This is a genomic window from Pedobacter sp. JCM 36344, from assembly GCF_046546555.1.
In the GTDB taxonomy this organism is placed as follows: Bacteria; Bacteroidota; Bacteroidia; order Sphingobacteriales; family Sphingobacteriaceae; genus Pedobacter.
Genome location: NZ_JBKHKK010000001.1, coordinates 183,612 through 199,214 on the forward strand (window position 1 = coordinate 183,612; position 15,603 = coordinate 199,214).

General features: G+C 38.9%; 12 protein-coding genes. 6 read left to right on the top strand and 6 right to left on the bottom strand.

The annotated features are described in order from the left end of the window. Window positions 1-53 precede the first annotated feature (53 nt). On the bottom strand, window positions 54-1,403 hold the full coding sequence (locus ACHFIZ_RS00895) for an efflux RND transporter periplasmic adaptor subunit (RefSeq protein WP_410881911.1): 1,350 nt from the start codon (window positions 1,401-1,403) through the stop codon (window positions 54-56). Between the two features lie 47 nt (window positions 1,404-1,450). Further along, a complete protein-coding gene (locus ACHFIZ_RS00900; RefSeq protein ID WP_410881913.1) occupies window positions 1,451-2,872 on the bottom strand; it encodes a TolC family protein in 1,422 nt (473 codons plus the stop codon). 83 nt (window positions 2,873-2,955) lie between these two features. Between ACHFIZ_RS00900 and ACHFIZ_RS00905 the strand changes: the two genes are divergently transcribed. Continuing rightward, window positions 2,956-3,576 (top strand): polysaccharide deacetylase family protein, encoded by a 621-nt coding sequence (locus tag ACHFIZ_RS00905; RefSeq protein WP_410881915.1) that lies wholly within the window; start codon window positions 2,956-2,958, stop codon window positions 3,574-3,576. A 152-nt stretch (window positions 3,577-3,728) separates the two neighbouring features. Next, window positions 3,729-6,017: an aconitate hydratase gene (locus tag ACHFIZ_RS00910; protein WP_410881917.1), complete on the top strand. Its 2,289-nt coding sequence runs from the start codon at window positions 3,729-3,731 to the stop codon at window positions 6,015-6,017. A 55-nt stretch (window positions 6,018-6,072) separates the two neighbouring features. Here the strand turns inward: ACHFIZ_RS00910 and ACHFIZ_RS00915 are convergent, their stop codons facing one another. The 3 genes from ACHFIZ_RS00915 to ACHFIZ_RS00925 all read right to left on the bottom strand — a co-directional run bounded on the left by ACHFIZ_RS00915 (window position 6,073) and on the right by ACHFIZ_RS00925 (window position 9,780). Continuing rightward, window positions 6,073-6,522: a DUF2007 domain-containing protein gene (locus ACHFIZ_RS00915; RefSeq protein WP_410881919.1), complete on the bottom strand. Its 450-nt coding sequence runs from the start codon at window positions 6,520-6,522 to the stop codon at window positions 6,073-6,075. A gap of 49 nt (window positions 6,523-6,571) precedes the next feature. Next, complete coding sequence (locus ACHFIZ_RS00920; RefSeq protein WP_410881920.1) at window positions 6,572-7,885, bottom strand: glycoside hydrolase family 1 protein; 1,314 nt, start codon at window positions 7,883-7,885, stop codon at window positions 6,572-6,574. A gap of 80 nt (window positions 7,886-7,965) precedes the next feature. Further along, window positions 7,966-9,780 carry a MutS-related protein gene (locus ACHFIZ_RS00925; RefSeq protein WP_410881922.1) on the bottom strand — a complete coding sequence of 605 codons (1,815 nt, stop codon included), beginning with the start codon at window positions 9,778-9,780 and terminating at the stop codon, window positions 7,966-7,968. Between the two features lie 93 nt (window positions 9,781-9,873). On the opposite strand from ACHFIZ_RS00925, the gene rlmH reads away from it, so the two are divergent. Beyond that, window positions 9,874-10,347 carry a 23S rRNA (pseudouridine(1915)-N(3))-methyltransferase RlmH gene (gene rlmH, locus ACHFIZ_RS00930; protein ID WP_410881924.1) on the top strand — a complete coding sequence of 158 codons (474 nt, stop codon included), beginning with the start codon at window positions 9,874-9,876 and terminating at the stop codon, window positions 10,345-10,347. A 47-nt stretch (window positions 10,348-10,394) separates the two neighbouring features. After that, entirely contained in the window at window positions 10,395-10,523 is a 129-nt protein-coding gene (locus tag ACHFIZ_RS00935) for a hypothetical protein (protein ID WP_410881926.1), read from the top strand. A 17-nt stretch (window positions 10,524-10,540) separates the two neighbouring features. Here ACHFIZ_RS00935 and ACHFIZ_RS00940 read toward each other — a convergent pair whose 3' ends face one another. Further along, a complete protein-coding gene (locus tag ACHFIZ_RS00940; RefSeq protein ID WP_410881928.1) occupies window positions 10,541-11,602 on the bottom strand; it encodes a glycoside hydrolase family 2 TIM barrel-domain containing protein in 1,062 nt (353 codons plus the stop codon). A 97-nt stretch (window positions 11,603-11,699) separates the two neighbouring features. Between ACHFIZ_RS00940 and ACHFIZ_RS00945 the strand changes: the two genes are divergently transcribed. Further along, a complete protein-coding gene (locus ACHFIZ_RS00945) occupies window positions 11,700-12,644 on the top strand; it encodes a rhodanese-related sulfurtransferase (RefSeq protein WP_410882246.1) in 945 nt (314 codons plus the stop codon). 3 nt (window positions 12,645-12,647) lie between these two features. After that, window positions 12,648-15,533 carry a triple tyrosine motif-containing protein gene (locus ACHFIZ_RS00950; protein WP_410881930.1) on the top strand — a complete coding sequence of 962 codons (2,886 nt, stop codon included), beginning with the start codon at window positions 12,648-12,650 and terminating at the stop codon, window positions 15,531-15,533. The last annotated feature ends 70 nt before the right edge of the window (window positions 15,534-15,603 follow it).

Below are 15,603 nucleotides of genomic sequence, written 5' to 3' on the forward strand. Positions count from 1 at the left end.
TATGTTTTAGACAGGGGCAATTTACTTATTTATCACGACTGTAAATACTGATTTTATTTTGGAGAGGCAAAGAGCTGATCCTTAGTTGTTTTTTCTACAGCCATACCATCTTTGAGTTTATTTTGAATAGCAGAGTATGGCCCTGTTACTACTTCCTGACCAGCTTTTAGGCCTGATTTTACAATAATATACTGGTCATTCTGAATACCGGTAGTCACTTCAGCTCTTTTGACGGTTCCATTTGCTGCATACAGGTAAACATATTGTTTGATCGTTTTGTCTGTTAGCTTGCTTTTTTGTTTATCCGAGTTTGCATCTGTAGGAGCTGATTCGCCTTCTTTCTTCACTTTACTTGCATCCTCAGTAAATACACACTGAATAGGAATTGCAAGTCCTTTTAAGGATTGACTCTCGATATCAACGGTTGCAGAAAGACCCGGTCTAAATGGAGAAGGCAAATCCTTGGCACCACCTTTAACATTACTATATGAATCAGCTATGATCCGCACTTTAACGTTGAAGTTTGTGACCTGATCCACGCTGGTTGTAGTACCAACGTCTTTAGATGAACTGGCGATCTCTGTTACCACGCCCTTAAATTTCTTATCCGCAAAGGCATCAACTTCAATTATAGCACTGTCCCCAACGTTCACGCGATTGATGTCATTTTCATTAACATCAACATTAACCTCCATAGAGGAAAGGTTTGAGATACGCATGATCTCAGTTCCAGCCATTTGAGCTGTACCAAGAATTCTATCGCCAAGCTCAACAGAGAGCTTAGAGATCACGCCATCTACCGGGGCGAATATTGTTGCTTTCGCAAGATTGGCACCTGCTTCCTGAACTGTTGCGCCAGACTGCTCAAGCATAAATTTTGCCGCAGTTAAGTCTGCTTTTGCTCTTCCGAGATTCGTTTTGGCAGTTAAATAGGCTGCTTTCGCAGCATCGAACTCTGAAGCGGAGATCACTTTCTTATTAAACAACTCTACATTACGTTTGTAGGTCGCCTCGGCATTCACCATATTACCCTGACTCTGGGTAAGCATTTGCTGAGAAGATGCTACACCTGCTTTTTGCGAACTATAGGATGCATTAGCACGGTCAAACCCTGATTTCAAAACGTCTGGTCTTACTTTACAAAGTAATTGGCCTTTTTTAACCACATCACCTTCTTTTACTAAAAGCTCTGTTACCTCACCTGAAACTTCAGAGCTTAACTTCACCTCTGTTTCTGGTTGTATTTTACCACTAGCAGTAACGGTCTCAATTACCTTTCTGTCGGCAGCTTTTTCAATGGTAACTTTCTCTGCTTTCTTCCCGCCTATAAGACCAGTAAGTTTTGCGACTACCAGTAAAGCTATGATTACGCCTAGTGCTATTAAAATTGGTTTTAATTTCATCTTTTACTTATATTATTATATGTTATGCTCAGTATTAATAATTTGGACTAAAAAGTTATTTGTCTTCCCAGATAATAGTCAATCACCTTTGCACGGAACAAAAGATCATATTTAGCTTGTATAAAATCTGTTTCAGCTTTGTTTCTGTTTGTTCTCGAAGTGTTATAATCAAGCGAATTAACCAAGCCAACGTTGTAGCGCTGCTCGATTACGAAAAAAGCATCCTTTTGCGCAATGAAAGCATTTTCCGTCGATAAATAGCGTGATCTGGCAGCCTGAAGATCAGCAACAGACTGTGAGATGACCTTGTTAAGGTTATTCTTGGCAGTCTGCTCCTGAAGAATATTACCCTGATAGTTAATTTTAGCACGGCGTACATTTGAGCGCACTAAGAACCCATTAAAGATCGGAATCGAAAGTCTTAGCCCTACTGATTGATTAAAGTTGTCTGTAAATTGCGATCCAAAAGATTGTTTAGCCGTTACAATGTCGCTTCCCGGAACAAACACAGCTTCACCACTGGCAGTTTGTCCAAATTGGTTTAGAGTTGGGGTTCTGGAAATTACAACCTGTCTCCCACTGGAGTAGTTAGTTCCTACCCCTCCACCTAAGGTAAGTCTCGGAAAATAACTTCCCTTGGCAATATCCATAGCTTTTAATGAAACCTCAGATCTCAATGACGCAAGCTTGATATCTGGAAAAGTTTTTAAGGCATTTTCATAGACTTCCTGAATATTGGTATCCGTTCCGCTGTCGCTAAAACTGTTAACTAGCGGAGCCTGGACATCATATGGTGTATTAGCTGGCATTTCCATTAGCTGTGACAGGGTTAAAACAGAGATGGTAAGTGCATTCTCAGCATTGGTAACATTCAATTCAGCTGTGGCAGCCTGAGATTTTGCCTCAGAAACGTCTGCAAGCGTCTTGTTACCTGCATCCAGCAATTGTTGCTGTTGATTCAAAGTAAGTTTAGCGACATTCTGTTGTTGCTTTGATGCTGCTAATAAATCCCTGTTAAAAAGGATCTGCATGTAAGAAGTTACCACTTGCAAGACTAAGTCATTCTTAATTTTTTCTGTTGCAGTCTGATCAGCACTGAGTAAAATTTTATTTTGCTTAATCTGGTTCATCTTCTGAAAACCAGCAAAGAGATCCATCCCTACTGATAAGTTTCCGTTAAATCCAGAAAATCGCTGGCTTATGAATTGATTTGTTGATGGATCTATACTTCGACCGAAATTTAAACTATAGTTTCCATTTCCGTTAAGTGTAGGTAAAACATCATATTTAGCTTGCCTTAAATTTTCTTCACTTAAAGATTCATTAAGCTTAGATTGCTTAATCTGCAAATTGTTTTGCAATGTGCGCTCCACTGCTTGTTGAATAGTAATGACTTCCTGTGCACTGGATTGAGTAGCGAATCCTGCGGAAAGAACAATAAATAATAAGGCTATGGTAAGCTTCTTCATAATTTTAATTTCACAATAATAAGATAAACAACTTTTTGAATTTGTAAATTTTCAGGTACAACTACAGTTTACTATCTTTGAGCATGTACCTGGTCAAATCTCCGTTACTATTAAAATGGTATTATCCTCAGCTGACCTGGAACAAGACACGGGACGACAAAGTCATTTATTTAACCTTTGACGATGGACCTATACCTGATGTTACAGACTTTGTACTAAAAACTTTAAGAAGCTATAGCGCTAAAGCAACCTTTTTTTGCATTGGAGATAATATTTTAAAATATCCTCAAATCTTTGAAAGAATAAAAAATGCAGAACACAGCATTGGAAACCATACTTTTAATCACTTAAAAGGCTGGGATACGTCCGATGATATTTACATTCAAAACTTTCAAAAGTGCCAGCAGCAAACCGGCACAAACTTATTTCGTCCGCCATATGGCAGAATTAAAAAATCACAAATCTGTGAGATCAAGTTGCAATACCCTGACACGGAAATTGTAATGTGGGATACCTTAAGTGGTGACTTTGATGTTAATTTGAGTCCTGAAAAATGCCTGCAAAATGTGATCAATCACACTAAAAATGGCTCTATAATCGTTTTCCATGACAGCATTAAAGCCTCAAAAAGGATATACTACGCACTCCCAAGAGTATTAGCACATTTTTCCAAACTGGGCTATACCTTTGATCAGCTCGGGTAGACGTTCCACATTTACTCTTTATAAAAGACGCGCTGCATTTATTTAGAATAGGTATAAATAATATAATGATATGCAGATGATGGCCCTCCCCTATTTTTTTTGTAAATTCGCTAGAAATAATATAATACTTACCCTTTTAACCCATACTATCAATGGCTTTTGATATTGAAATGATCAAAAAGGTGTATGCAAACTTTGGCCCCCGCGTTGAGGCGGCACGTAAATTAGTAGGCAGACCTTTAACACTTTCAGAAAAGATTCTTTATTCCCATCTCTGGGACGGAAATACCAACACTTCTTTTGTTAGGGGTACTGACTATGTTGATTTTGCTCCTGACCGTGTGGCCATGCAAGATGCAACTGCTCAAATGGCCCTTTTACAATTCATGCAAGCAGGCAGACCACAAGTTGCTGTTCCATCGACGGTACATTGCGACCATTTAATTACTGCCAAAAGTGGCGCTGAAATAGATCTTCCAGCTGCAAATACAGAAAGTAAAGAAGTTTTTGATTTCCTTGCTTCTGTTTCAAACAAATACGGCATTGGTTTCTGGAAACCGGGTGCAGGAATTATCCACCAGGTTGTGCTTGAAAATTATGCGTTTCCAGGCGGCATGATGATTGGCACTGACTCACACACTGTAAATGCAGGTGGTTTGGGCATGGTAGCTATCGGCGTTGGCGGTGCTGATGCTTGTGATGTCATGGCAGGCTTACCCTGGGAGCTCAAGTTCCCTAAGTTAATAGGCATAAAACTTACTGGAAAACTGAATGGCTGGACATCTGCTAAAGATGTAATCCTTAAAGTTGCAGGAATTTTAACTGTTAAAGGTGGAACCGGTGCTATTGTAGAATATTTTGGTGAAGGTGCCACTAGCATGAGCTGTACTGGTAAAGGTACAATTTGTAATATGGGTGCTGAAATAGGTGCAACCACATCAACTTTCGGTTATGACGAGAGTATGGAACGTTATTTACGTGCCACTGATAGAGCTGAAGTTGCTGATGCAGCAAATGAAATCAAAGCGCACTTAACAGGTGATCCGGAAGTTTATGAAGCGCCAGAGCATTACTTTGATCAGATTATAGAGATCAACCTTGATGAACTTGAGCCCTATTTAAATGGGCCTTTTACGCCGGATCTTGCTACACCAATTTCTAAAATGAAAGAGGTAGCGGAAGCTAATGGATGGCCGATGAAGATTGAAGTAGGCTTAATCGGCTCATGTACAAACTCATCATACGAAGATATTTCAAGAGCGGTAAGCATAGCTAAGCAAGTATCCTCAAAAGGTTTGACTGCTAAAGCTGAGTATTGTATCAACCCAGGTTCAGAACAGATCAGACATACTATTGCCAGAGATGGCTTCCTAGAGATATTCACTGGCATCGGTGCAAAGGTATTCACTAATGCATGCGGACCTTGTATTGGTATGTGGGATAGAGTTGGTGCTGAAAAGCAAGAGAAGAATACCATCGTTCACTCTTTCAATAGAAACTTTGCGAAACGTGCTGATGGAAACCCAAATACTTTTGCTTTCGTAGGGTCTCCAGAACTGGTAACTGCCTTAGCGATTGCAGGTGATTTAAGTTTCAATCCACTAACAGATACCCTTACTAATGATAAAGGCGAACAGGTAAAACTTGACGAGCCATCTGGATATGAACTTCCACCAAGAGGTTTTGCTGTTGATGACGCAGGTTATCAAAAGCCAGCTGAAGATGGAAGCGGAGTACAGGTATTGGTTTCACCAACATCTCATCGGTTACAGTTGCTTGAGCCATTCAAAGCATGGGAATGTACTGATCTTAAAGGTTTGAAATTGCTTATTAAGGCAAAAGGTAAATGTACTACTGACCATATTTCAATGGCTGGTCCGTGGTTAAAATTCCGTGGTCACCTTGACAATATATCCAACAATATGTTGATTGGTGCAGTGAATTACTTTAACGACTCAACAGACTCTGTAAAGAATGCATTCACAGGTGAATATGGACCCGTTCCAGCAACACAAAGAGCTTACAAAGCGAAAAATTTAGATTCAATCGTTGTCGGGGATGAAAATTATGGTGAAGGATCAAGTCGTGAGCACGCAGCAATGGAGCCACGTCATCTTGGCGTTCGCGCGGTATTGGTTAAATCATTTGCCCGTATACATGAGACAAATCTTAAAAAACAAGGTATGCTTGGTCTTACCTTCGTTAATAAAGAAGATTACGATAAAATTCTTGAGGATGATGTAATTGACATCAATGGTTTGACAACCTTCACACCAAATATTCCTTTGACCTTGGTATTAAACCACGAAGATGGCTCTAAAGAAGAAATCTCTGTAAATCACAGCTATAACGCTCAACAAATTGAATGGTTTAAAGCAGGTGGTGCACTGAATATTATTAGAAAAGAAGCGGCAGCCAAAGCGGCAGCTGCTGAAGCATAAGCAATATTAATTTATAAATAAAAACTCCCGCCAATAACGGGAGTTTTTTTATGGGTTAAAATTCGTTACCACAATTAAAGCAATGGTGTGTCTTCTTGGCATTAAATGGATAAATCATTAGTAATAGAGAAAAAAGCATAGTGAGTATACTGAAACGATTTTTAGTAGCCTGAACATATCCTACGTGATCAGAGCCGCATTTCGGACAAGTTTCGTCTGACTTCATTTCTTCTGAAATCCTCTCGGAATGGTTATCAAACCCAGCCACCTCATCTGCGAGAATCACTTGGACGTGCTGGTCATCTAATACCTTCCTTGCCGCCATTACATCATATTCAAACAAATGTAGTTTCACTCCACCAATTGCCTGGTTGTACAATGGATTAATGGTAATTGTATTTTCATCTGAAAGGAAACACTGAATTCCACTATCCACCAGCCGCTCCTTGACAATATTCGCCTCTATAGGGTTATAGTAAGTCTCAAAAACAACAATTTTATCCATAAGTATTTTACTGATATCCTGAAATATAATAAAAATGTTAGAAAATACGCTATTGCGAAAGAAAGTCCCTGAACCAATATCCGGAATCCTTAATAGTCCGTTCCTGAGTTTTAAAGTCGGTATAAATTAATCCAAACCGCTTATCGAAACCTTCAGCCCACTCGAAGTTATCCATTAATGTCCAGGCCATGTATCCGGTAATTTTTATGCCTTCGTTCTTGACTTTGAGTAAGGCAGTTAGATAGGCCTCAAAGTACGCAATACGCTCCTGATCGTGAATTCTGCCCTTAGGAGCAACGACATCTTTATAGGCCGCACCATTCTCTGTAATCATCAATTGCTTGATCTTTGGATAGGCGGCAAATTGCTTGATGATATTGTAGAAACTATCTGCGTTAACCTCCCAGCCCATTGCCGTGAATGACTTCTTACGTGATTTAGCTTTTACTTCCCAAGCTTGAAGTATGGGGACAAAAGGACTATATCTAATTGTTAAAGGAAAATAATTCTGCAGTCCGATATAGTCGAAATCGAAAGTTAAACGTTCTGTATGCCGCCAGGTTGAATGCTTGATAGCAAACTTCTCTAGAAGCTCCCAATCGGCTGTTGGGTATCCCATCCCTAATACTGGTTCAATAAAGAGCCTGTTTACAAGGCTGTCCATACGTTTTGCGGCGAGGTGATCAGCATCACTCTCCGTAAAAGGAATTATCTCAGAGCATGAAAACGTTGTGCCTATGTTGGCATTGCGCACTTCCGATCGTAAAATTCTACCACCATCTGCTTGTGCAATTGCCGCATGGTGGACAGCAGAAAAGAAGTTGGTTAAACCCGTCTGACCAGGTGCATGAATGCCAAGCATATATCCTAGGGATGTAAAGCCAAAAGGCTCATTTATCACGATCCAATTCTTTACTTTGTCACCATATTCTTGTCCACATAATTCCACAAAACTATTGAAAGCGCCATTTACACTAAAAGATGCCCAGCCACCTTCTTGCTCGAGGGCTTCTGGTAAATCCCAATGATAAAGCGTAATGTATGGCGTAATACCTAATCTTAAGCACTCATCAATTACTTCGTGATAAAACTTAATCCCTTCCTGATTGATTAGGCCGGAACCAAACGGCAACAGCCTTGGCCAGGAAATAGAAAAACGGAAAACTTTAAAGTTCAATAGTTTGACAAAAGCAAGATCATCACGAAAACGATGGTAGAAGTCGCAAGCTTTCCCCGGCTTCTTAGAAAAAGTGTCCCAGATAGAGGGGCCTTTGCCATATTTATCAGGAGCACCTTCAATTTGAGCAGCGGCAACCGCTATACCCCATAAAAAATCATCACCAAAATCTGAAGCTTTAATCATTCAAAAACCTTTAAGCCACAATATGAGGTTATCATATTAACATACTGTTAACCTTAACTCATTAATTTTGCTAGCGGGAATTAGTTAAGTGCCAGCCCTATCTCTTTCAATAACAAGGCAGCATTGAACGTCTTACATGGCCCATGTTTTAACTTATAGTCGAAGTTCATTTCCCCCTTAGAAAGCTGGATGTCAAAGTGGTAATTCCTTACTTCATTAGGATGATCACTCTCCATTTCGGAGAGTTGAAGATCATGAGTAGCAAACAAAGCAGGTGTACGCTGACTAATTAGCTTTTCTATAAATACCTTTGAGCCAAGATACTTGTCTTTACTGTTCGTTCCTCTAAGCATTTCATCAATCAATACAAATGAATATGGATCATTAGCAGTTAGGTCTAATATCATTTTTAGCCGGTTCAATTCTGCCTTAAATGTAGAAGTTTGATCATTCAAAGAATCTTTGATCCTCATGTAGGAAACAAGACTAAAAATAGAAAGCGACAATCTTCTTGCACAAACGGGAGCACCTGCAAAGGCAAGAATCATATTGATTCCAAGTGTTCGCAAGAAAGTACTTTTGCCTGCCATATTTGAACCTGTTACAATATCCGTAGTAGGTGTACTATTAAGTTGAAAATCATTCAATACACGTTGGCATTCAGGAATCAGCGGGTGACCTATCGCTTCGGTTTCGAAATTGAATTCCTGCGTAATCAATGGAAAAATCCAACTCGGCTCGTTATGTGCAAGTGTGGCAAAAGAAATTAATTCTTCAAAGTGGCTAATTGTTTCCAGCGCAGAGACTAAGCTCAGGGCAGATTTTTTGTGCCATTTATCCAGGCGGATAGCACAACGGAAGTCCCATAACAAAAAGCCGCGTAAAAATGGTGCGAGCAAAAAGTTTAAACCAGCATCAAGTGCATCAATAATTTTAGATAGCTTTTTAATTTCTTCGCTCAAAGATAAATTAGTGCCCTCAGTCCCGAACAGCCTATTGATGTAGGCACTTTTCCAAGTCACACTTCTAGTCCATGCAACAGTATCTGCTAGGGAATTAAACAGCTCTGCACTCTTTCCAAATCCCTTGTAAATACCAAAAACACCTTTGCGATAAACAAATACCAGCGATAAATTAAAAAGGAAATCCAAACCAAATATCTGCCATAAAATCCCCCCATAAGCTATGGCAGCGGCTAACAATGCGGCAGCAATGAAAGGTGCAACCTTCGTGTACATCCGAATAAATCTACCTTGAATAAAGGTCAGTTGTCCAGGCATTTCCTGACTAACTTTGTATTTCAACATATCCAATTGTTCAGGTTCCTGGTTTTGCAACCCAGCCCTGAAATGAAATGTCTTATCAATATTCTCTATAAATTCTTTGATGGCCTCTTGTCTTTCAGCTATCTCTGTTGCAGGAGAGGATCGTCCCAAGCGATCCGCGAGAAGCTTCATCCCTGTTATTGTATTGGACCGATTAACTAAAGCATAAAGTGACCCTGGTCCATAGATATCAAGATCGGAAGCATATGGATGGAGTTCTGACGTAAAGCTGTTCCCAGTATCGTAACCTTGCTTACCACTTAGAATAACATTCACTTCGTTTTCGAAAATAAAATGAAGTTTCTTGGCATAGCTAAGTTGTCCCTGAAGATTTACCTGCTTTTTCACCAGGTATAAAAAGAATATGATTGGAACAATTAATAACACACCAAGTAACCAATGGAAACCTTCGCTAATGATCAGTGCGACAATAAGTATCTCTACAATAAAGAACCCTAATCTAGATAATGACACTTTATTCAGGTTACCCTTCAGCTTTTCAATCTTTATTTCCTGAACTGCAATATCCTTCTGATAAGAAGCTAAAATACTTTCTCTTGTTTTAACCATTATATTTGACCTGAAATAATTAAGACAACAGCTTTGCTACCGCAGCGTTGATTTGATAAAGATAGCGTGATGACCCCGTAAAAATTGTAATTGATGAAGATAACTTTACTTGTTGTTGGTAAAACTGAAGATAAATATCTGATAGAGGGGATAGATAAATATCTGGGAAGGCTTAAGCACTACATTAACTTTAATATGCTGATCATACCTGACATCAAAAACACTAAAAACCTAACAGAAGCACAACAAAAAGCTAAAGAAGCAGAACTAATACTGAAGCAAATAAACAACCCTGACATGATAATTCTTATGGATGAAAGGGGTAAAAAATACACCTCTATCCAGTTTTCAGAGTATTTAAACAAATACATGATTGGAAGTGTTCAGCAGTTGATATTTGTAATTGGTGGCCCCTATGGTTTTGACCAAACAGTTTATGATCGGGCCAACGGTAAAATATCGCTATCAGATATGACATTCTCTCACCAGATGGTCCGCCTCTTTCTTGCTGAGCAACTCTATCGTGCTTTCAGCATTCTAAAAGGCGAGCCCTATCACCATGAATAATTCTATGAAAAACTACCTCATAATTCATCATTAAATAAAACGAAAAGATGCGTACACCTGCAGATTTTAAAAGAAGATACGAGTTCAAAAGTAATAGAAAGGGAGATCGATTGGGCTATATCATTGCCATCGTAATTTCTGCAATCGCACTATTACTCCTTTGGTATTTTGGCTAATGGGATAAAACTGATAGTTACTTTTTCAGTGTTAGAGATTTGATCAGGTCAGTTTCCTCTTTCTTATAGGGGCTCCCATCAGCTCTAAATATCTCATGAAACCAAAGCTTTGGCTCAGAACCATCTTTTATCGGCTCATCCCAAGCATATTTGGTGTTCGTCTTACCATCAACCAATCCCCAGTTTATCGCAATGATCTTTTGATCCTTCAACATCGGTAGTATAGTTTCAAAAGTGCTACCGTTTCTTCTTGCCATATATTCAGTGCAAATTAGCGGTCTTTTTGAGCCTTTCAATTCATTAATTCGCTTCTGATGTACTGGAGCTTTATCATAACTATGATAGGTTATAACATCGCTGTTAGCTATTTGAAAAACATTCAATTCTCTTAAATTGTCATCCCACACACCTGCAGATAATGGTTGTGATGGGTTAATCTCCCTGGCCCAACTGAACACCGCCTTGAGTAGAGGCATAGACTTACTTCCGTAGCCAGAGTTGCCTGGCTCATTATATAGATCCCAGAGAAGAATTCTTTTGTCGTTACCAAAAGTCTTAAGTATATCTTGAACATAAGCTTTCAAATATCCCCACTGATTGGGGTCATCATGAACTGCCTGAAGCGGGCTTCTTAACCAACCTGAATTGTGAACACCTGGTTTTGGAGCTGGCTGAACGCCTACAGTACCACTAGCGTTCCAACAATCATCAAAGAAAACCAATAGTGGCTTAATCTTATGTTTCTCCGCTAAGGCTAAAAAAGTATTAATATTCTTCTTGAATCCTGCTGCATCCTGTTTCCAGGCCAGGTCATGTAAATAAACCCTTAGGGTTTTCAATCCGATTCCTTCTGCCCAACTAAATTCTTTGTCAATAACAGCAGGATCAAACGTAGCCGACTGCCAGAATTCCAGCTGATTTATTGCGTAAGCAGGCGTATAATTTGCCCCTGCCATCCATGGAAGTTTAGCGTACCAGTCAGTGGCTTTTTTTTCCGTCCATTTTACGTTTTGTGCAGATACGCTAAAACTGGAAATTAAGATTACGACAGCAAATATAAAGCTTTTAGAATTTATCATATTAATTTGGTTAATGGAGCCGATGAAGATAATAATTTTTAACTACAATTTCCTACCTTTGCCCTGCATTAAACGCCATTTGCACCGGTATCAATGAATTATGACCTATCAAACTTTACTCTATTACTGTTATAGCTATATAGCAGACGCAGAACAATTTGCGACAGATCACCTTGCTTTCTGTAAGTCCTTAAATCTTGTAGGCCGAATTATTGTGGCTGATGAGGGGCTAAATGGTACGGTTTCCGGTACTAAGGAGGCATGTGAAGCTTACATGGCATACATCAAAGCCGATGAACGCTTTAGAAAGACCGACTTTAAAATAGACGACGTTGATGCCCCTTCCTTCGTCAAAATGCATTGCAGGTACAAATCTGAGATCGTTCATTCCGGCCTCAGAGATCCGAACATCATCGACCCAAATAAACAGACAGGGAAACACCTAGAGCCTATAGAGTTTCAAAAAATGATAGATCGGGAAGATGTAGTTATCCTGGACGTTCGTTCTAATTATGAGCACAATCTGGGAAGATTTAAAAATGCTGTTACATTGGACATAGAGAATTTTAGAGAATTTCCTGAAAAGATCAACGAGCTTGCTAAATACAAAGATAAAAAAGTCCTCACCTATTGTACAGGTGGTATAAAGTGTGAAAAAGCATCTGCACTATTACTTCACCATGGATTTAGTGATGTTTATCAATTACACGGGGGCATCATAAAATACGGAAAAGAGGCAAAAGGAGAAGATTTTGAAGGCAAGTGTTACGTTTTTGATAATCGAATTGCAGTCGACGTGAACAAAGTCAACCCCTCTGTCGTATCTACCTGTTACAATTGTGGAAAGATTACACCAAAAATGATCAACTGTGCAAATCCTGAATGCAATGAGCATGTTACCCAGTGTGATGATTGCGGTAATGACCTCCAGGGATGTTGTTCAATTAGCTGCACAAGCAATCCTAGAAAGCGTCCTTACGATGGAACAGGTTATTATGTGAAGGTTTCGCAGCAAGTAAAAGCACCTGCTACCGGATCCTAATTCATGAAAAAAATTAGCAAAGTCTATTTCGTTTTTGTAATTATTACAGCACTCGCAAATGTACTGCAGGCTCAGGATATCAAAAGTATAGGTGTTCCATACGTCCAGAATTATTTGAAGGCAGAATACCTTTCCGGAAATCAAAACTGGGCGGTAGCCAAAGATGACAAAGGAGTAATGTATTTTGCTAACGCTGAAGGCTTGCTAAGTTATGACGGAGGGTATTGGCAGCTAAATAAGATGCCCAATAAGCAAATTGTCCGATCCGTAACCACAGGTAATGGCAAAGTTTATGTAGGTGCTTTCGGCGAATTTGGATTCTGGTCTATAAAAAAAGGCCGGTTCACATACACCTCACTAACCAGTCTCATTCCGAATCATAAGGGCATAAAAGACGAGATCTGGAAGATTTATACCGATAGTAGACGGGTTATTTTTCAGTCGTTCTCCAACATCTATATTTTCCAAAATGGGAAGATAGAGGTAATCAGCGGACCAGGGATCTATCTATTCATGCACAAGGTAGGCGACCGTATTTATGTGGAATCTTTAGGCAGAGGATTATTTGAATTAAAAGCAACTAAACTTATCCCTTTAAATAACACAGGCAACATCAATCCGTCACAAATACTATCTATACTTCCTTATAAAGATGGTAAACTGTTGATTGGAACAAGTAAAGACGGACTATATGTTTATGATGGACAGCAATATGCTATATTTAATTCTCCCGCTAATACTTTTTTAAAAACGCATCAACTAAATAACGGAGCCCGTTTGCTTAATAAGTATTATGCCTACGGCACCATATTAGATGGGATTATCATCATTGATGAATCAGGAAATGTTATTCAGCGTATTAATAAGTCTCATGGATTACAAAATAACACAGTACTAAGTCTCTTTACTGATAACACTCAAAATCTTTGGGCAGGGTTAGACAATGGGATTGACAGGATAGAATTGAATTCCCCACTTTATTTTTACTTTGACAAAAGCGGTCAGTTTGGAACAGTTTACTCTAGTATAACGTATGGAAATTACATCTACTTGGGCACAAATCAAGGCCTCTTTTATAGTCCTTGGCCTGCAGGAAATGGAAGCTCATTCGATTTTAAATTAATCCCTGGATCACAAGGCCAGGTATGGGACCTCACTGTTCTAAATGGACAACTTCTTTGTGGTCACAATGACGGAACATTCAGGATAGCGGGAGCAAATTTTGAGAACATATCATCAATAAAGGGGGGCTGGACAACTAAACCTTTATTAAACAACCCCAATTATTTAGTACAAGGAAGCTATACTGGATTAGTTATATTCAAGAAGGATGCCTCAGGAAATTGGATATTTTCGCACCAAATTACAGGTTTTACTGAACCGTCTCGACACGTAGAGCAAGATGTTCGGGGCGACATTTGGGTTAGCCACGCTTATAAAGGACTTTACAAAATCAGACTTAGTCCAGATTTAAAGAAAGCGGTAAATGTAAAAAATTATACCACCAAAAACGGATTATCTAGCGAATTCAATATCAACATTTTTAATGTGGAGAATAGAATTGTATTCTCCACAGATAAGGGTTTTATGCTTTATGACGAAATCAGCGATAAATTCTCTGTATACGAAAGTCTGAATAAAAAACTTGGTGGATTTTCAACCGCTAATAAAATCATAAATGCAGGATCAGGTAAGTATTGGTTTATTAATGATGGGAAGGTAGGAATCGCTGACCTTACAGAGGGTGATAAAATTAAGGTGGATTCGAATCGATTCAGCATGCTTGATGGCAGAATGGTTCAATACTATGAGAATATTAGTAAAATAAGCAATAAAATATACCTGATTAGCGTGGACGATGGTTTTGTGATCTACAATGCTGCCGATACTAGAGCTTATAATTCTGGAAAGCTTCCCGCGGTGTTAATCAGGAGGGTCGCAGATGTAACAGATACCTATAAGCTGATCACGGAAAAAATTGACAATAAGACTATTCCAGAAATATCTTATACTAGAAACAATATAAGGATAGCCTTTGCCCTACCTTATTACAGGAAGTCAAAAATTAGATTTCAATACTTCCTTGATGGGTACTCAAAACAGTGGTCAGACTGGACGGAGTCTTCTGAGAAAGACTTTACGAACTTAAACGCCGGATCTTACATATTTAAAGTAAGAGCAAAGATCAATGAAGGTGCAATAACCAGTATTTCTATTTTTAAATTCAAAATTTTGCCTCCTTTCTATGCATCTGGAATAGCTATAGTCCTTTACCTAATTATTATTGCAACCTCATTAGTATTATCTAAAAAGCTTTACGACAAGAAATTGCTCACCGACAAGCAAGTACTTAGACGCAAACTAGAACTAGAAAAAGAAGAGTTTATCAAAATGGAAGCTGAAGCCACTGAAAAGCAAATCATCAAGTTGCAAACAGAAAAGCTACAAGGAGAACTGGCTGGCAAAAATCGGGAGATTGCAAACTCTGCTATGAGCCTCGTTTACAAAAATGAATTGTTGCAAAAACTGAGTCAGGAAATGTATAAGCTGAAAGACTCCAGTGGAAAACTACTTGAGGAGGATCAATTAAGGAAGATCCAGAAAGTTATTGATGAAGGTATGAATGATGAGCGTGATTGGAATCTTTTTGAAAGCAGTTTTAATGAAGCACATGAAAGTTTCTTTAAAAAATTAAAGGCCAACCACCCTGATTTGGTACCTAATGATTTAAAGCTCTGTGCCTATTTGCACATGAATATGAGCAGCAAGGAAATGGCTTCACTTTTGAATATTTCCCTAAGAGGAGTCGAAATTCGACGTTACAGGCTTAGGAAAAAGCTTGATGTACCGCACGACAAAAACCTTGTAGAGTTCCTAATGGATATATAACACTACATCATTACCTCTCATAACTCTTTTCAGTCCATCCTTTTTATGTGTATTAAGCTTGAATACCAGG